The 17411-nt window shown below is 39.5% G+C and carries 19 protein-coding genes; 14 read left to right on the top strand and 5 right to left on the bottom strand.

Features of this window, described 5'->3' with window-relative positions; genetic code table 11:
- The first annotated feature begins 99 nt into the window (after nt 1-99).
- From ACX17N_RS11475 to trpB, 9 genes are all read left to right on the top strand, one after another.
- Nucleotides 100-1287 carry an O-succinylhomoserine sulfhydrylase gene (locus ACX17N_RS11475; protein ID WP_458892707.1) on the top strand — a complete coding sequence of 396 codons (1188 nt, stop codon included), beginning with the start codon at nt 100-102 and terminating at the stop codon, nt 1285-1287.
- Between the two features lie 38 nt (nt 1288-1325).
- A complete protein-coding gene (locus ACX17N_RS11470) occupies nt 1326-1655 on the top strand; it encodes a YbaB/EbfC family nucleoid-associated protein (protein ID WP_458892706.1) in 330 nt (109 codons plus the stop codon).
- 56 nt (nt 1656-1711) lie between these two features.
- Complete coding sequence (gene recR / locus ACX17N_RS11465; protein WP_458892705.1) at nt 1712-2308, top strand: recombination mediator RecR; 597 nt, start codon at nt 1712-1714, stop codon at nt 2306-2308.
- Between the two features lie 240 nt (nt 2309-2548).
- Complete coding sequence (locus tag ACX17N_RS11460; RefSeq protein ID WP_458892704.1) at nt 2549-3688, top strand: ribonuclease D; 1140 nt, start codon at nt 2549-2551, stop codon at nt 3686-3688.
- Between the two features lie 130 nt (nt 3689-3818).
- Nucleotides 3819-4121 (top strand): YcgL domain-containing protein, encoded by a 303-nt coding sequence (locus tag ACX17N_RS11455; protein WP_458892703.1) that lies wholly within the window; start codon nt 3819-3821, stop codon nt 4119-4121.
- 20 nt (nt 4122-4141) lie between these two features.
- Nucleotides 4142-4525: a hypothetical protein gene (locus ACX17N_RS11450; protein ID WP_458892702.1), complete on the top strand. Its 384-nt coding sequence runs from the start codon at nt 4142-4144 to the stop codon at nt 4523-4525.
- 20 nt (nt 4526-4545) lie between these two features.
- Entirely contained in the window at nt 4546-5397 is an 852-nt protein-coding gene (locus ACX17N_RS11445) for an AAA family ATPase (RefSeq protein WP_458892701.1), read from the top strand.
- Between the two features lie 12 nt (nt 5398-5409).
- The gene (locus tag ACX17N_RS11440; RefSeq protein WP_458892700.1) at nt 5410-6597 is read left to right on the top strand and encodes a vWA domain-containing protein; all 1188 of its coding nucleotides are present in this window, start codon (nt 5410-5412) and stop codon (nt 6595-6597) included.
- Between the two features lie 64 nt (nt 6598-6661).
- Nucleotides 6662-7870 carry a tryptophan synthase subunit beta gene (trpB, locus tag ACX17N_RS11435; protein ID WP_458892699.1) on the top strand — a complete coding sequence of 403 codons (1209 nt, stop codon included), beginning with the start codon at nt 6662-6664 and terminating at the stop codon, nt 7868-7870.
- A gap of 62 nt (nt 7871-7932) precedes the next feature.
- Here trpB and ACX17N_RS11430 read toward each other — a convergent pair whose 3' ends face one another.
- The 3 genes from ACX17N_RS11430 to ACX17N_RS11420 form a co-directional block, all read right to left on the bottom strand.
- Nucleotides 7933-8364 carry a CBS domain-containing protein gene (locus ACX17N_RS11430; protein WP_458892698.1) on the bottom strand — a complete coding sequence of 144 codons (432 nt, stop codon included), beginning with the start codon at nt 8362-8364 and terminating at the stop codon, nt 7933-7935.
- Between the two features lie 143 nt (nt 8365-8507).
- Nucleotides 8508-8882 carry a DUF2750 domain-containing protein gene (locus ACX17N_RS11425; RefSeq protein ID WP_458892697.1) on the bottom strand — a complete coding sequence of 125 codons (375 nt, stop codon included), beginning with the start codon at nt 8880-8882 and terminating at the stop codon, nt 8508-8510.
- A 137-nt stretch (nt 8883-9019) separates the two neighbouring features.
- Complete coding sequence (locus ACX17N_RS11420) at nt 9020-9253, bottom strand: hypothetical protein (RefSeq protein ID WP_458892696.1); 234 nt, start codon at nt 9251-9253, stop codon at nt 9020-9022.
- Nucleotides 9254-9471: 218 nt separating this feature from the next.
- On the opposite strand from ACX17N_RS11420, the gene ACX17N_RS11415 reads away from it, so the two are divergent.
- Entirely contained in the window at nt 9472-9834 is a 363-nt protein-coding gene (locus ACX17N_RS11415; RefSeq protein WP_458892695.1) for a hypothetical protein, read from the top strand.
- 333 nt (nt 9835-10167) lie between these two features.
- Here ACX17N_RS11415 and ACX17N_RS11410 read toward each other — a convergent pair whose 3' ends face one another.
- Together ACX17N_RS11410 and ACX17N_RS11405 are read right to left on the bottom strand one after the other, a co-directional pair.
- Entirely contained in the window at nt 10168-11754 is a 1587-nt protein-coding gene (locus ACX17N_RS11410; protein WP_458892694.1) for a M16 family metallopeptidase, read from the bottom strand.
- Between the two features lie 21 nt (nt 11755-11775).
- Entirely contained in the window at nt 11776-13116 is a 1341-nt protein-coding gene (locus ACX17N_RS11405; protein WP_458892693.1) for a M16 family metallopeptidase, read from the bottom strand.
- A 217-nt stretch (nt 13117-13333) separates the two neighbouring features.
- Here ACX17N_RS11405 and ftsY point away from each other — a divergent pair, with 217 nt between their 5' ends.
- From ftsY to ACX17N_RS11385, 4 genes are all read left to right on the top strand, one after another.
- Nucleotides 13334-14437, top strand: a complete 1104-nt coding sequence (gene ftsY / locus ACX17N_RS11400; RefSeq protein ID WP_458892692.1) for a signal recognition particle-docking protein FtsY — start codon at nt 13334-13336, stop codon at nt 14435-14437.
- Nucleotides 14438-14616: 179 nt separating this feature from the next.
- Nucleotides 14617-15303: a nitroreductase family protein gene (locus ACX17N_RS11395; RefSeq protein WP_458892691.1), complete on the top strand. Its 687-nt coding sequence runs from the start codon at nt 14617-14619 to the stop codon at nt 15301-15303.
- A 184-nt stretch (nt 15304-15487) separates the two neighbouring features.
- On the top strand, nt 15488-16081 hold the full coding sequence (locus tag ACX17N_RS11390) for a nitroreductase family protein (protein ID WP_458892690.1): 594 nt from the start codon (nt 15488-15490) through the stop codon (nt 16079-16081).
- A 237-nt stretch (nt 16082-16318) separates the two neighbouring features.
- Nucleotides 16319-16984 carry a YccT family protein gene (locus tag ACX17N_RS11385; RefSeq protein ID WP_458892689.1) on the top strand — a complete coding sequence of 222 codons (666 nt, stop codon included), beginning with the start codon at nt 16319-16321 and terminating at the stop codon, nt 16982-16984.
- Nucleotides 16985-17411: the final 427 nt, after the last annotated feature.

The raw sequence follows: 17411 nt of genomic DNA, 5'->3' as shown, positions 1-17411 counted from the left end.
AAACGATAATTTTACATTTTACCTTGACCTGAAATGCGCTAGGCGCTCAAAATGTTGGCAATTATTCACAAAGGCAGTTCTGAGAACTGAATCGTAGAAATGAGCCAACAAGACGACATTGAATATCAACTCGATACATTAGCGATTCGTACTGGTCATACGCGTAGTTTTGAGGGTGAGCATGGCGAGCCAATCTTTTTAACTTCTTCATTTGTTTATGAAAATGCGGCAGAAGCTGCAGCGAAGTTTTCTGGACAAGAGCCAGGTAATATTTACTCGCGCTTTACCAATCCGACAGTATCTATGTTTGAAAAGCGTTTAGCGGCCTTAGAAGGCGCTGAACGAGCAGTTGCAACCAGTTCGGGTATGGCAGCCATTATGGCTGTTGCAATGTCGTTTTTAAAAATGGGCGATCATGTGATTTGTTCACGTGCTGTTTTTGGTTCGACGGTTTCATTGTTTGAAAAATATGTGGCTAAATTTGGTGTTGCGGTTGATTTTGTTGATTTAACCGATCTAAGCGCATGGAAAAATGCAGTTAAGCCTGAAACGAAGTTGTTATTTGTCGAGTCACCCTCGAATCCTTTGGCTGAAGTGGCGGATATTCAGGCCTTGGCTGATATTGCACATGCAAATGGTGCATTGTTAGCGATTGATAACAGCTTCTGTACACCAGTATTACAACGTCCCATCGATTTTGGTGCGGATTTGATTGTTTACTCTGCAACCAAATATTTGGATGGGCAAGGTCGTGCTTTAGGCGGCGCGGTCGTTGGGAGCCATAAACTTCTAGAAGAAGTGTTTGGTTATGTACGTACCACAGGGCCATCTATGAGCCCATTTAATGCTTGGGTATTCCTTAAAGGCTTGGAAACGTTACGCTTAAGAATGAAAGCACATTCTGAAGGTGCGCAAAAGCTGGCTGAGTATTTAAACCAACATGAAAAAGTAGAAAAAGTTTATTACGCGGGCTTGCCTGAACATGTGGGGCATGAATTGGCAGCGAAACAACAAACAGGATTTGGTGGCATTGTTTCCTTTGAGGTCAAAGGTGGTCGTGAAGGGGCTTGGAAAGTCATCGACAATACCCAATTTATCTCGATTACAGGTAATTTGGGTGATGTGAAATCAACAATTACACATCCAGCTACCACGACTCATGGTAAGCTTTCGCCTGAAGCAAAAGAAGCTGCGGGTATTCGTGAAGGTTTAATCCGTGTTTCAGTCGGTATTGAAGATATTGATGATATTATTCGCGATTTAAACCGTGGTTTAGATCTGATTTAAATACAGCTTTAAGTTTTAAATATTGTTCGGAGATTTTTATGAACATTAATATGTTGATGCAGCAAGCACAGCGCATGCAAAAAGAGATGGAAGGCAATCTTAAAAAAGCCAAAGAAGAGCTTGCACAAACTGAAGTACACGCAGAAGCGGGCGGTGGTTTGGTGAAAGTGACCATGACTTGCCGTAATGTGGTAAAACGTATCGAGATTAGTCCTGAATTGTTGCAAGATGATCCAGATATGATTGAAGACTTAATCGCTGCAGCCATGAATGATGCTGCTCGTCAGGCGGAAGTTATTTCTGAAGAGCGTCTTAAAGGGGCGAGTTCAGGTATGGGCTTACCACCAGGCCTTGCAGGTATGTTCTAATCCCTAGTGGTGTTTTACCTCCCTTATTAGGGAGGTATTTTTATTTAGGAATTTCAGTGTTTAGTGATCGATTTGAACAGTTAGTTCAAGCTTTAAGAATTTTGCCAAGTGTAGGTCCAAAGTCTGCACAACGTATGGCTCTACATTTAATTATGAAGAATCGCGAAGGGGCAGTGGGTTTGGCGCATGCATTAAATGAGGCCACCAATCATATTCATGAATGCTGTATTTGTCATTCACTGACCGAAGATGAAGTCTGTGATATTTGTTTGTCTACAGAGCGCGATGAACAACAGCTGTGTGTAGTCGAGTCACCAGCAGATGTCATGGCGATTGAACAAAGTGGCAGTTTTCGCGGTAAATATCATGTCTTGGGTGGGCACTTATCGCCGTTGGATGGGATTGGGCCTGATGAAATAGGCATTCCACATTTGATTCAGCGTTTAAGCGATGGGAAAATTAAAGAGGTTATTCTTGCGACCAATGCCACAGTAGAGGGACAAGCGACCGCACATTACTTGGTGGAAGCGTGCAAGCATTTGCCCGTACACATGACCCGAATTGCTCAAGGGGTGCCACAAGGTGGTGAGCTTGAATATGTTGATAGTCATACATTAAGTCAGGCCGTTCATAACCGTATGCGCATGAAATAAGCCCGACTTATTTCATGTTTTTTTTTGAGGATTTGTTGGCTGATTTAAAATGTAATATTTTAACGATTGGTATATTTTTAAATAATAAGCTAATAGGAAAAAAGTATAAATAAACAGATAAATAGAGCTTATACCCTAAAAATTAAGTAATTCTTTTAGATAAAATTAAAATTTTTATAGCTAATTGTTATATATCAGGTAAGATATATTTTTAGAGAATCTATTCCTAGACTCGGCAGTATGTTTCAGTTTATTCAGCATCAGACAGATTTAGATAACTTTTTGTCCATTATGGATCAGAACTCCATATACGGATTGGATACAGAATTTATTAAAGTGGACACCTTATGGCCAAAACTGGGTGTGTTCCAAATTAATGTTGCTGAGCAAGTTTATTTGTTGGATGGCACCACGCTGGATTTAAGTCAGTTCTGGAAAAAGATTTTTGCCGCCCAATTGAATGTATTCCATGCTTGCGGTGAAGATATCGATTTAATTTACCATTATGCACAAGACAAATCGCTGAATAATGTATTTGATACGCAAGTCGGCATGTCATTTTTAGGACATGGTTTGCAAGTCAGTTATCAAAATGCATTAAAACATATGTTAAATGTGGATATTGATAAAGATCAAACGCGTTCTGACTGGTTAGCTCGTCCACTTTCTCCTGAACAATTAACGTATGCTGCCAATGATGTACTGTACTTAATGTCTCTGGCAGACAAAGTGCGCAGTAGTCTGGATGAAAAACATTTATTGGCATTTGCTCAAGAAGATTGCCAAAATCTGACTTTTGAAATTGGGCAAGAAACGCCTATTCCTCAGTTATATCAAGATATTGGAAATTATCGACATTCTCGTCGTCAATTAATGCAGATTCAGCAATTGGCTGTTTGGCGTGAGCAGATGGTCAAAGCCTTGAATCAGCCGCGTAGTTTTATCTTAAAAAACTCCAGTATTATTGATTTGGTTGAGAAGAATCCAAAGAATCATTTTCAACTCAGTGGTATCAAAGATATTCGTCAAAACACACTTCGTGAATATGGTAAAACTATTCTCGATTTACTCAAATTCTTACCTGCACAGGAAGAATGGCCACTGCGTATGGCTCGACCAATTCGTCATTCATCGAAAGAGATTGGTAATAAAGTTGAAGCGGTGATTCAAGCGGTAGTCAATGAAACCACTATTCCTAAAGAAGTATTGTTACGTAAAAAATGGCTGAATGCCTTGTATCAACATGTGGTCTTTGGTCGTGATGAGCAAGATTTACCAAATTATTTGCTCGGATGGCGTTACGAAATGCTGACGACACCGTTAATTCAAGTGTTGCAGCAAGATCAACAATATTTAACCACGCAAATGCAAGCGGTATAACGCTGGTAAAATTTGTTTAAAGAATTTGCGTTTAAGCCGCATCACGACTGCTGCGTTAATAATCATTAATGTATCCGAGTATTTTTTGTTGTATGCTTGGCGCTGTGTTTTCTAAAGTAATGTTCTAAGCATGCATTGTTCAATTTATAAATCGAGTAAAAAAGACGAGATGTATCTTTACGTCTCTCGACCTTCTGAAAATGAAGCTGAAACATCAAATCCATTAGACGTTGTGCCTGAAGTATTACGTAATGCTTTTGGCCGTGCGACGTTTGTCATGCATATTGAATTAACAGAAACGCGTAAGCTAGCACGCGCAAACGTACTGCATGTGATGGATTCCATTCAAACGAAAGGCTTCTTTATTCAAATGCCACCAGAGGGTTTAATTAATCCGAATGCAGTAGCTCCAGAAGGCTTACGTGGTGCATAATTTTTTTCAGGAGTTGTAGTGTGGATAGTTTACTTTCAATTTTAGACTCAATTCCTGAAGATACGATTGCAGTCAGTGTGTATTTGATCGGCAGCATCATTATCTTATGGTGCTGGTATGCAATCGCAAAGCGGTTGCCGAAACCCTTTGGTGGAATTAGTTGGGTGATTATTTTTGCAGTCATGCTCACACCTACGGTTTCTGAAGGTACGAATGCTTCGATTGCACCCGCATTTTTCGGTTTAATGTTTGGTGTATTGACCAAAGAACACTCGCTGATTTGGTTTAATTTATCTGCAATTTTATGTGTGCTTGGTTTGGGTTTAATCGTTGGCTATTGTTGGTCTAAATATGCGGATAAACGCCAAACTCATATTGTTAACAAGAAAAGTTCACCACTTTAAATAAAAAATAAGGTTATCTTATGTCTGTTGAATCTCAACAATTTACAGGTACAAGCCAGTACATCGCCACTGATAGTTTGAAGTTAGCCGTTAAAGCTGCTCGTGCATTGCAGAAACCATTATTGGTTAAAGGCGAGCCGGGAACAGGTAAGACTTTACTGGCGGAGCAAGTTGCACAGAGTTTAGGCTTAAAGCTTATTACTTGGCATATCAAGTCGACCACTAAGGCTCAGCAAGGCTTATATGAGTATGACGCTGTCTCCCGCTTACGAGATAGCCAGTTGGGTGATGATCGTGTCTATGACATTAAGAATTATATTAAACCCGGCAAATTGTGGGAAGCTTTTACCAGCGAAGAACGCTGTGTACTGTTAATTGATGAGATTGATAAGGCAGATATTGAGTTTCCGAATGACTTGTTGCATGAGTTGGACAAAATGTCTTTCTTTGTGTACGAAACAGGCGAAACCATTACGGCAACTCAGCGTCCAATTGTGATTATTACCTCAAATAATGAAAAAGAACTACCAGATGCATTCTTGCGTCGTTGTTTCTTCCATTATATTGAGTTCCCAGATGAAGCCACCATGCGTGAAATCATTGATGTGCATTTCCCTCAGGTTTCAGCTGCCTTGGTGAATGAAGCACTTCAAGTCTTCTTTAAATTACGTCAAATCCCAGGTCTTAAAAAACCACCTTCAACTTCAGAGTTGATCGATTGGCTGAGTTTATTGATGGCGGATGACATGCCTGAAGATGTGCTGCGTAATCACGACAAGTCCAAAGCCATTCCGCCGCTGTACGGTGCACTCATTAAAAATGAGCAAGATGTACAGTTGCTTGAGCGACTAGCCTTTATGTCACGTCGTTAAGGAGAAACACGCATGTTTGTGCGCTTGTTTTATACCTTACGCAAATATGGTGTGCCTGTATCCACACGCGAACTTATTGATTTGAATGAGGCGGTTGCATCAGGCTTGGTATTTGCCGATCAAGAAGAATTCTATCAACTCGCCAAAACCATTATGGTGAAAGATGAACGGTTTTTCGATAAGTTTGACCGTGGCATGAAAGACTATTTTGATGGTATTGCTACGTTTGATCTGGATGAGTTGTTAAATCAAGTTCAGCAACTACCAAAAGATTGGTTTGATTTAGAGTTGTTAGAAAAGCACCTAAGCCCTGAACAGCGTGAAGAGCTTAAAAAAGCAGGTTCGCTGGAAGAATTGATGAAAATGTTGGAAGAGCGCTTACGCGAACAACATAAAAAACATCAAGGGGGAAATCGCATGATTGGTACGGGTGGCACATCGCCATTTGGTGCTTATGGCGATCATCCTGAAGGGGTGCGTATTGGTGGTCCAGGGCGCAAGCGCTCTGCCGTCAAAGTTTGGGAACAGCGCAAATATCGTAATCTAGATGATGAGCAGATTTTGGGTACGCGGCAGATGCAACTGGCATTGCGCCGTTTACGTAAGTTTGCACGTCAGGGTGCAGCAGAAGAACTAGATATTGACGGCACCATCAAAGAAACCGCAAAACAAGGTATTTTGGATGTTCAGTTGGTACCTGAGCGCCGTAATCGCGTCAAAGTATTGATGTTATTTGATGTAGGGGGGTCGATGGACTCCCATATTGCACAGTGTGAAAAACTTTTTAGCGCAGCAAAAACCGAATTTAAAACGCTTGAATATTTCTATTTTCATAACTGTTTATATGACTATGTCTGGAAAGACAATGTCCGTCGCTCGAATACCCGTATGAATACCTGGGATTTGTTTCATACCTATGGCCGTGACTATCGTGTAATTGTGGTTGGGGATGCCAGTATGGCACCTTATGAGCTGAATTCGGTGGGTGGCTCAGTTGAATATATGAATGATGAGTCTGGGCAAGTCTGGTTACAGCGCTTACGACATCATTTTGATAAGACCGCTTGGTTGAATCCTGAAGAAGAGAGTTACTGGCATTACACACAAACTATTGGTGCGATTAAACAGATCTTTGAACAGCATATGTATCCGATGACACTCAAGGGTATTGAGGATTTAACGAAATATTTAGCCCGTTAAATTTACTGACTTTGGGCTACCGGTTTAGACATCATTGAATAAGTTTATAAGAGGGGAATAAACGATGAATCAACAAATTAATGGTATTGATTTACCGAATGAAGAGGGTTTCTTTGGACCTTATGGTGGTCAGTATATTCCTCCGCATTTAAAACAAGCAATGGATGAAATTAATCAGGCTTATGAGGAAATTCGTCATACCCCAGAATTTCAAAATGAACTCGCTGATTTGTTTGCCAATTATGTCGGGCGTCCGAGTCCCTTATTCCATGCCAAGCGTTTATCTGAACAGTTGGGTGGGGCGCAAATTTATTTAAAGCGCGAAGATTTAAACCATACTGGTGCGCATAAAATTAACCATTGCTTAGGTGAAGCGTTACTTGCCAAGTATATGGGCAAAAGCAAAGTGATTGCAGAAACAGGCGCAGGGCAGCATGGCGTAGCATTAGCAACAGCGTGTGCCTTGGTCGGCATCCCTTGTGAAATTCATATGGGGCAGGTAGATATCGAAAAAGAGCACCCTAATGTCGTTAAAATGAAAATTTTAGGCGCGACGCTTATTTCGGTTACACGCGGGACTGCAACCTTAAAAGATGCGGTAGACAGTGCTTTTGAAGAATATTTAAATGACCCTGAAAACTATATTTATGCGATTGGTTCAGTCGTTGGTCCACACCCATTTCCAAAAATGGTTCGAGATTTCCAAAGTATTATTGGCAATGAAATTAAAGTTCAAAGTCATGACCGATTTGGTCAAAATCCTGATTACCTCGTGGCTTGTGTCGGTGGTGGCTCAAATGCGATAGGAGCTTTCACAGCATTTCTGAATGAAGCGGATGTGAAACTGGTGGGTGTTGAGCCTGCGGGACATGGTTTGGATACAAGCATGCATTCAGCGACCTTGACTTTGGGTAAGCCAAGCCAAATTCATGGTATGGCGTGTTATGTGCTTGAAGATGAGCAAGGTGAACCACTGCCTGTACATTCGATTGCTTCGGGATTGGATTATCCAGGTGTAGGACCGCAACACAGCTTTCTGAAAGATTTGGGACGAGTTGAATACACCTCGGCTACAGACCAAGAGTGCTTAGATGCGTTTATGACCTTGTCGCGTGTAGAAGGTATTGTACCTGCGCTTGAGAGTTCTCATGCTGTTGCATGGGCCTTGCGCGAAGCACCAAAGCTAGCAAAAGACATTAAAATCGTCGTGAACTTGTCTGGTCGTGGTGACAAGGATTCGGACTATGTTGCAGAGAAATTGGGACTAAATTAATCAGTCAGCAATAGAAAAAGGTCAGCTCGATTGGGCTGACCTTTTTTATGCAATTATAAAACTTAACCAGAAATATATTGCTGTAGTTGTTCAATGAGGTTTTTTTGGTCAGCCATCGCGGCTTTAACCAAGTCACCAATCGAAATGAGTCCAATGAGTCGATCATTTTCCACCACAGGTAAATGACGAAGATGGCGCTCAGTCATTAAATCTAGACAGTCTTCGACACTACTGCTTGTGGTGACAGTGAGGACACTGGCGGTCATGATTTCACTGACATTGGTTGTGAAAGAAGAGCGTTCCATTAAGGCGACTTTACGGGTGTAATCGCGTTCAGAAAGAATGCCAACCACTTGTTCATTTTGGGTGACAACCAGTGCGCCAATACCTTTATCAGCCATCAGCCTAATGGCTTCATATACGGTTGAATCTGGACGAATGGTGAAAATAGTTTGTTCTGATTTATCTTGAAGGACTTGTGCAACTTTGGTCATACTTAGCATCTCTGTTGTTGTTTATTGTTTGATATTTAACTTAACTTGAAACGAAAAAATTGCAAATACCTATTCAGTCATAAATTGCATTTAATACAAGAATAAAGGGACTTTGGTTCAAGTCCCTTAAGCTTTACATGGCTTTAGGCGGGTTGTAGGTGCAAATCTGAAAAGAAAAAATGACGCATTTGTTGAGTGGTCAGTTTAAACTTCTGGCTAGATGAATTACACAGAGCGGGAATCACTTTTAGGCGAGTCAGAGTCGGTAATAGTGATTTTTGAAAATCAGCAGGAGTAATTTTACGCGGCGTGTAACTTGGCCAGTGAATTTTCGCATACTTATGCGCTTGCACACTATTCATCCAGAATGGAAAAATATAATCGTCTTGATCGGACATGATTGCCCAGCCTTGATCATATAAACCCCATAACACACCGCAGTACATCATGGATTTTAAAACAGTAATTTTAAAAAATAAGTCTTTTGCTATCGGTTGTAATTGACTAATTTGTTTCATATTGAGCAGACATTGTGAAGTCATGGGTTATTGTAAAAAAAACACATTAAATTTCAGTGTAAGCTTTGCGAAAAATCGTAAGTAAATATATTTCAAAAAAATCAGAGGAAAAAAAACGCCACCTAGGTGACGTTTGATTATGCTTGCATGGTGGCCATTTTTTGCCAGTATTGCGCTTTAAGTGAATCACGTTCTACACGGAAACCTTGGAAATAAAGTTCTGCTAAGAACATTGCAGCTTTACCATGCCCTGCACGAGCAACTTCTTCCAATTGTTGAACAGCGTCAACGAAGTTTTTTTGCGATTGAATAGTATTTACCGCAGTTGCATATACATGCTCTAAGTCATGTTGAGAGATTTGTTGAATCATAGGTAACTCCTTATTGTAATTATGATTGCACAGCTCGACTTTTTAGTCTTCATACTAATTTACATAAGTATTATTAAACTAATATTACAAATTGGGTGAAAAGTCAAATAAGATATGGGGCATACTTTAATAAAAACAAGTTACATGATTAAACAATAGACGAAAACTTTTTTTATTAATATGGAACTACAGGATACTGTAAATAAAAGGAGAATAATATGACAAATACAATAGACGGCTTTACTTTTGAATTACCGCTGAATGCTGAGAAAATTGTTGAGTTGGCACATTATCATCGTCAACAATTAGATGAAGCAATTTTTCATAATGAAATTCATTTAGGGGATTACTGTTTGGCACAGCGTAAGCGTGTTTATGATTTTACACGCACACTGGAACCACAACAGAGAGTCGAATTTTATAAAACTTATGATGGGGAATTGCGCCGTATAGCAGATGATGAAGACCTACATCCTGCTGATGCTGAACATGGCGTGGGGGTATTTGCCATTATTTTAGCTTTGGCTTTAATTGCTTTTATTCTCTATTTTGCAGTAGTACGTAATATCACAAGTAGTTAATGTTGATATTTGCTCATTTTCAATCCGTTAAGCTGAAGAATGGGTAAATCAACTTGAGATTCTAGATCAGCCATCCTACACTACCTCATCATTAGAGGTAGTGTATGCATAGTGCAAAACAGAAAGTTCTTCATTTTTTCCATCAATTCAAATTAGAAAATTTCTACTATTTACTGGTTTTCAGTATTATTGTCGCAATTCTTTTTATTGCTAGTTTTGCCTTGTTTCGACCAGTCAGTTTTTCTCAATATCAACAAGTGAGACAATTGGCCCATCAAGCCTATTATCCTTCCACACAAGATATGGCGACTGAGCTTATGAAAAAGCAACAGGTCACAATTGGTCATTATTTGAAATTAATGCGGGCCTATCATGCGGAGCAGTCTCGGGCGAAGGAGTTTCCGGCTTTGGCGGATGAAACTCGTCGATAACGGGGGCTTGTCGTACTTCAGGAAGGGCTGAATTAGAAGTTAAATTATGGTTTAAAATCTGATTTAGCTTGGTTTTATCTAATGTGCTGCTAAAAATGACTAAGGTTAATCGATCAGGATGTAAATGTTTGCGAACAGCATGTTGTACCTGTTCAATGGTCAACTTGCTGAGTTGTTCCGAATATTGATTTAAATAATTGCTAGGCAATCCATAAAAGCCCATTGATCCGAGTTGTGCATTCATTGCAGCATTGCTGCTGTAGCTATTCGGAAATGAAAGCAATAAACCCTGTTTTGCTTCTTCAAATTGTTTAGGATCCATTGGTTGATTGACAAAGTCGACCAATGCTTTATGTGCGATTTGTATCGTTTCTAATAAGTGTTGCTGCTCTGTAGAATAGCCTAAGCTAAATGGTCCAGCTACTTGCATAAAACTAAAATTGCTATATGCACCATATGTTAATCCACGTTTAACACGCAGTTCTTTACTTAGGATGGAATTAAAACCACCGCTTCCAAATATTCGATTTGCAAGTTGTAAGGCTAAATAGTCGGGATCATGACGAGTGGTTACGATTTCTCCCATCACCACATGAGCTTGGCTTGATGCATAGGGAATATGCCGAATATTGAATTGTGATTGGACGATAGGAGCAGGAAGGGGCGGTGCTTTTATACCAGCAGGAAGCTTGTCGATAATTTTTTCAGCTAATCTCTGGGCTTGTTTCACGGTTAGATTGCCGGTAATCGCAATATTTAAATTACTTCGAACTAGAAATTGCTTTCGAAATTGTACTAAATCTTCAGGTCTAATTTTTCGAATACTGGCTTGTGTGCCTGTGGTGGGTTCTGCATAGGGATGCTTGGCATAAAGGCTGCGGTAAAAGACGATGTTTTTCATTCGTCCAGGATTCTCTTTCAGTTGCTTTTGCCCTATTTCCGTATTACTTAACACCAGTTGAATACCCGAAGATCTAAATGTAGCCTGCTTCAGAACTTCAAGCATCATGGCAATTGCGGGTTCATATTTTTCTGGATCAGAGAGTACACGTAGTTTGACTACAAACATATCTTTATAAGCGGTGACACTCAATTTTGCTCCGACACTTTCAAAAGTAGAGATGATTTCTTCGGCGGAATATTTTGTAGTGCCTTCATCCATGAGTTGTGCCGCCATATTGGCTAATCCATACAGTCCTGCACCAATTTCTTGATCCCGCGATGATCCTGCATTGAATGTCAGCTGGATATCAATCATGGGTAAATCGTTGGATTCCACAAACAAACTACGGACCAAAAATTTGTTTTTGAGTTCGTGTACATCGGGTACAGCGACCAATTCTGGATGATGAATGTTTCTGAGACTCTGTAATTGGTTAAATGCGGTTAACTGCTCATCAGACGAACTCAATGTAAGATCAATTAATTCGGCTGAGCTTTGTGTTGAAAGTAACAGACAGGTTATGAAGCATGGCAGTATTATTCGCATCTCTACACCTTCTTTCATGTTTTATTTTTGCTTGGGTTGTATGTACATGCTGGCAAGATTAGAGTGAATCAAATATGTAGTGGCAACGCGCTGAATATCATCAGGAGTAACAGATTGATAATATTGTGGAATTTGATTAATCAACTGAAAGCTTAAGCCATTGATTTCGAGTGTGCCAATTATTTTGGCTTGTCCCGCAATATCATCTTGATTGTAAATTAAATCCGCAATATGACGAGTCATCACACGATTAATTTCTTCAGTTGATACGGGTGTTGTTTTGAGTTGCTCTATTTCTGCTAATAAAGCGGATTTTATAGTGTCTAACGAGATACCATTTACAGGTAGCGCAGAGATAATAAATAGACTATCGCCGCGATTGTATAATTCATAGGAAACACTGGCAGATGCGAGTAATTTTTGCTCTCGCACTAGATTACGTTGCAATCTGGATGTGATGCCGCTATCTAAAATATTTTTGATAATGGCTAAAGTATATGCATCTTGAGGATTTGAGGCTGTAGCGATGGATGGGACATTCCATGCCAGGTAGAGGTTAGGTACTTGTACGGCTAATTCAGCTTCCAAGTGTCTATAACCGAGATCTGAATATTCCATGACATTATTGCGTAGAGGAATGGGTTTTGAGGGAATCGACGAAAAATATTGCTTAACCAAGTTAAGGGTTTGATCAGCATCTACATCGCCCACAATCACTAAAACAGCGTTGTTGGGAACATACCATTTGGCATACCATTGCTTCACTTGATCGAGCTGAAGCTGATCCAGATTTTTCATATAACCAATCACAGGTTGTCTATAAGTACTCGTCGGATAGCTGATCCATTTAAATCGTTCTAATGCTAATGCACGCGGATTATCATCTGTTCTTTGCCTGCGTTCTTCCTTGACCACTTTAATTTCGGTGTCAAAATCTGCTTGACGCAGCACCAAATGATTCATGCGATCCGCTTCAAGCTCTAATGCAAGGGCTAAATAGTTTTTCTGATAGAGTTGATAATAATAGGTGGAGTTATTCGATGTTGCAGCATTGACACTACCGCCATAAATTCGGCTTAAGCGAGTAAATTCATCATTTGGGACTTTTGTTGTGCCTTTAAACATCATATGTTCAAGGACATGTGAAATCCCTAGATGATTTCCAACTTCATCACTGCTGCCTACGCCATACCAAATTTGTGTCATGACCATCGGTGAGCGGTGATCTTCCCGGATAATGACTTTAAGACCATTTTCGAGGGTAGATTCAATGGTGGTGCGCGCTTGTTTAGGTTGTGGTTTAGCAGCACTGGTAGAAGGTTGAATGAGGCAAAAAAAACCAAGAATGCTGAGAAAAAGCATGAATTGGGGCTGGATATTCTTATTATTTTCACCAAACACTTGTCTTACTCTGAAATGCTGGGATTAAAGTTCATTTTTCAGAAATTATGGATGAAATGCAACCACAGCTTGGTCTTTTTTGTGCTGAGATTTTGTGAGAAAGCCAAGATAAAGAAAATCTTGATCTTTTATGCTAAGATTATTTACTTTTAACGCGCTGCTTTTCAAAGGATTCGGCATGCAACAACAATCTACAGGGCAAAATAAATTTTTGATTGATGCTGATATTGGTGATGATGATGTAACTTTACCCAGCTTACCTGCGGTCAATGTTCCTATTGTTGAATCACCAAAGCCTGAAGAGGTCATTGCTTCGACAGTAGAAACTTCCAACGAACAGTCAGAAGAAAAGTCAAAAGGCGGCTTTTTTAGTCGTATGAAAGAAGGGTTGACGAAAACCCGTAAAAACTTTGCCGATGGTATGGTCAATATACTAATCGGTGGTAAAGAAATCGATGATGAGCTTCTTGAAGAAGTTGAAGAACAGTTATTGGTTGCAGATATCGGTGTTGAGGCGACCAAAGCCATCATTGCGAATTTGACTGAACGTACGGCTCGTGGCGATCTGATTTATTCACATTCATTGTATAAAGCGCTACAAGAAGAACTGGTTGATCTACTGGCACCTCGTGTAAAACCGCTACATATCGACCCCAATAAAAACCCATTTGTGATTTTGGTTGTTGGTGTGAATGGTGTGGGTAAAACCACCACAATCGGAAAGTTGGCGAAACGATTGCAAGGTGAAGGTAAAAAAGTCATGTTGGCTGCGGGTGATACATTCCGTGCGGCAGCCACTGAGCAATTGCAAATTTGGGGCGAGCGTAACAATATCTCTGTCGTGGCTCAAGGTCATGGTGCGGATAGTGCTTCCGTCATTTTTGATGCTTTTGAAAGTGCTAGAGCAAAAGGGGTTGATGTACTTATTGCAGATACCGCTGGGCGTTTACATAACAAAAGTAACTTGATGCAAGAGCTGACTAAAGTCAAACGTGTCATGCAAAAAATTGATGCGACTGCACCGCATGAGATTATGTTGGTTGTTGATGCGGGTACAGGTCAGAATGCAATTAACCAAGTTGAATTATTTGATGAGGCGGTTGGTTTAACCGGTATCACGATTACAAAATTAGATGGTACTGCTAAAGGTGGGGTACTGTTTAATATTGCGAGTCGTACCCATGTGCCAATTCGCTTTATTGGTGTGGGTGAGAAAATTGACGATTTACGTCCATTCTCTGCTAAATCATTCGTTGCTGCACTGTTTGAAACTGAAAAGTAAAATGTTGTAGATTTCACATAAACTCCGCCAAATGCGGAGTTTATTGTTTTTTGGCTAATTAATTGATTTAAAAGAGAACAATTAAAAAATATGAAATGACATTTTACTCAAGTCTTGGCGTTAGAATAATAAACACTTAAAAAAAATAAGTGTTTATTCTGGCTTAGATGGGGACACCAATGGCATTGTTAAATAAACTAGGTCAAGTACTAACGACTGAAATTACCGCAGATTTTATTTTTAATCGAAAAAATCAGGCTGAGCTTAGTGAATCGGCCCATATACAACAAATAAAACAAAGAAAGAGTGTTCAAAAATTAGGGAAAAAATTGCCACATGAGCCCGCGTATCTCATTGAGCTGATTCAATCCGCAGTAAAAAGCAGTCCATCAGTCATAAACTCACAAACTACTCGCATAGTGATTCTGCTTGAGAAAGCACATGCAGATTTTTGGAATTTGGTCAAAGAGATACAAAGAACACAAGTCCCAGAGCAATTTTTTTCTGCCATTGAGCATAAAATCGATCAATCGTTGGCAGCGTATGGCACGGTACTTTTTTTTGAAGATCAATCAATTCTACAAAACTTACAAAAGAATTTAGCGATAAATGCAGAGCAGTTACCATCATGGTCAGCACATAGTGCAGGCATGGCTCAATATGCAGTTTGGACTGCGCTTGCTGATGAGGGGATAGGAGCTCATTTCAATTACTATAATCCTGCTATCGACTATCGAGTCTCGCAGCATTTGCAAATAAACCCTCACTGGAAGCTGCAAACCCAAATGGTTTTTGGTTCTATAGAACAAGCCATTGAAAATACAGCAATGTTGATGAGTGAGGCTGAATTTATGGTTTTAAGCTAAGCAAACCATCTAAGATCAAATTGAATTGCTAATGAATATGCGTGATTCAATTATTTAGCGTTCTAAATATAAGACACACTGTCACTATGAGATACATTTATTAAATTTACAAAGTGCTTAAGATGGAACAATGTCATAGGCGAAACCATACGCTTTTAACTTGTATAAGATTGAGGACAAAAAAATGGCATTCTTAGATCATATGAAAAAACGCCGTACAATTTATTCAATAGGAAAAAATGTCACTCTTCACCAAAGTGAAATTGAGCAACTGGTGAAAGATGCAGTACGTGAAAGCCCATCTGCATTTAATTCGCAAACCTCCCGTGTCGTGATGTTGTTTGCAGAGTCTCATCATAAATTTTGGGATATCGTGCGTGAAACTTTACGTAAAATGGTTCCTGCTGAAGCCTTTGAAAATACAAATAAGAAATTAGATAGTTTTGCTGCAGGTTATGCCACTGTTCTTTTTTATGAAGATCAAGCGGTAGTTAAATCTTTGCAGGAACAATTCGCACTATATGCAGATAACTTTCCAGTTTGGTCTGAACATTCATCGGCGATTGCGCAATATGCAGTTTGGACAATTTTAGCTGAACATCATATCGGCGCATCTTTACAGCACTATAACCCTGTAATTGATGAAGAGGTGGCGACCACTTTTGCAATCCCTGAAAATTGGAAACTACGGGCGCAGTTGGTATTGGGTTCAATTGAAGCTGCTGCGGGTGAAAAAACCTATATGGATGACAATGTACGCTTTAAAACATTTAATTAAGTGCATGTAGTCACAGCTTCTAGAGCTGTGACTTTTTTCATACTGCCAACTATAGCCTAGTAGAATTTGTCATTATTGCGGTTAACTCTGCTGTTGAATGCTAAAATTAAATCAATCAAAACCTATAAAAGTAAGACTAAAAGAAGGTTGTGTAACGCAAACCTTTCTGTCATAAAACTGTCATTTATAACTTGCATAGTGCAACTAAAATTTAACAATGAATGAAGAGAAGGCGAAATGGCTTTACGTTTAACATTTGCTACAGCAGCATTATTGATGAGTGGTTCAGTATTTTCAGCGGTTACAGTCACAGCACCAGAAGAAATCAAAATTCTTGCAGTCAATGATCAAGAAGTAAATACAGGTCTTTTCCGATCAGAGAATAATGTCTATAAGTTAGATGCGGGTAGTTCAAGTATTAGTCTTCGCTATATTCAATATTTCGAACATATGTCAGGTGAGCATGATATTGTGAAATCTGGTGTGGTGACACTAAAAACCCCAAATTTACAAGATAATGAAACGTATCAACTTGCTTTGGTTAATGCGCCAAAAACATTTGAACAAGCTAAAAAATATGCCGAACAGCCTACAGTGGCTCTATATGATAAAAAACAACAAGTGTTAGTTCAGCAAACTGGTGCCAATACAGAGCAGAAACCTTGGCTTAGTCGCAGCATGTTTGGTGGGGCAATGGATTTAACGCAAAAAAAGACAGCGCCAGTGAATCAACCTCCTGCGGTTTATGCACAATCAACTACCAGCACTCCAATAGTACCAGTGCAAGTTGTAACCACTACAAAATCAAATGCAGTGGATCAACAGTTAATTGAGCTTTGGAAAAAAGCAGATAAGGCAGAAAAACAGAAATTTATGAGTTGGCTTGCAGAACAAGCTAATTAATTCAAATATTCTATTTAAAGCCCAGGACTGAATCAAAGACTGGGCTTTTTTAGTGTTCCAATGTGTAAAAAAGATTCAATTCTTCACTTTTTAATGATAAAAATAGAAATTTAGATGGTTAATTGATCAGTTGAGTCGCATTTTATAAATAATTTATAAAATGGGCTTGCGCTCGAATCAAAACTGTATAGAATACGCAGCATCCCGACGCGATACAGCGAGATGAACGAAGCACGAAGTGCTAGTTATTGAGTTGATTGCGTTATATTTGCCACTGACGAGGTGGTGAATAGATCATTAAGAGATTATGAAGAACAACTTGTGTGGATTTTTACTGATTGATTGATCGAATATATTTTCATTGATTGATGGTAGAAATTACTCGAAGTTTATTTGAGCAAATTTTTGTCAGTAATTGATGAGCCAA

It is taken from the genome of Acinetobacter sp. GXMZU3951 (assembly GCF_054457875.1).
Note: the sequence above shows the minus strand (reverse complement) of the source record. Positions and strands in the feature narration are given on the sequence as shown.

Bases quoted from the DNA above. Each gene is read 5' to 3' on its own strand.
- ACX17N_RS11420 (WP_458892696.1), bottom strand. From the start codon at position 9,253: ATGATTCAACAAATCTCTCAACATGACTTAGAGCATGTATATGCAACT.
- ACX17N_RS11445 (WP_458892701.1), top strand. From the start codon at position 4,546: ATGTCTGTTGAATCTCAACAATTTACAGGTACAAGCCAGTACATCGCC.
- ACX17N_RS11440 (WP_458892700.1), top strand. From the start codon at position 5,410: ATGTTTGTGCGCTTGTTTTATACCTTACGCAAATATGGTGTGCCTGTA.
- ACX17N_RS11395 (WP_458892691.1), top strand. From the start codon at position 14,617: ATGGCATTGTTAAATAAACTAGGTCAAGTACTAACGACTGAAATTACC.
- trpB (WP_458892699.1), top strand. From the start codon at position 6,662: ATGAATCAACAAATTAATGGTATTGATTTACCGAATGAAGAGGGTTTC.
- ACX17N_RS11430 (WP_458892698.1), bottom strand. From the start codon at position 8,364: ATGACCAAAGTTGCACAAGTCCTTCAAGATAAATCAGAACAAACTATT.
- ACX17N_RS11390 (WP_458892690.1), top strand. From the start codon at position 15,488: ATGGCATTCTTAGATCATATGAAAAAACGCCGTACAATTTATTCAATA.
- ACX17N_RS11460 (WP_458892704.1), top strand. From the start codon at position 2,549: ATGTTTCAGTTTATTCAGCATCAGACAGATTTAGATAACTTTTTGTCC.
- ACX17N_RS11410 (WP_458892694.1), bottom strand. From the start codon at position 11,754: ATGCGAATAATACTGCCATGCTTCATAACCTGTCTGTTACTTTCAACA.
- ACX17N_RS11455 (WP_458892703.1), top strand. From the start codon at position 3,819: ATGCATTGTTCAATTTATAAATCGAGTAAAAAAGACGAGATGTATCTT.
- ACX17N_RS11475 (WP_458892707.1), top strand. From the start codon at position 100: ATGAGCCAACAAGACGACATTGAATATCAACTCGATACATTAGCGATT.
- ACX17N_RS11385 (WP_458892689.1), top strand. From the start codon at position 16,319: ATGGCTTTACGTTTAACATTTGCTACAGCAGCATTATTGATGAGTGGT.
- ftsY (WP_458892692.1), top strand. From the start codon at position 13,334: ATGCAACAACAATCTACAGGGCAAAATAAATTTTTGATTGATGCTGAT.
- ACX17N_RS11470 (WP_458892706.1), top strand. From the start codon at position 1,326: ATGAACATTAATATGTTGATGCAGCAAGCACAGCGCATGCAAAAAGAG.
- ACX17N_RS11415 (WP_458892695.1), top strand. From the start codon at position 9,472: ATGACAAATACAATAGACGGCTTTACTTTTGAATTACCGCTGAATGCT.
- ACX17N_RS11425 (WP_458892697.1), bottom strand. From the start codon at position 8,882: ATGAAACAAATTAGTCAATTACAACCGATAGCAAAAGACTTATTTTTT.
- ACX17N_RS11405 (WP_458892693.1), bottom strand. From the start codon at position 13,116: ATGCTTTTTCTCAGCATTCTTGGTTTTTTTTGCCTCATTCAACCTTCT.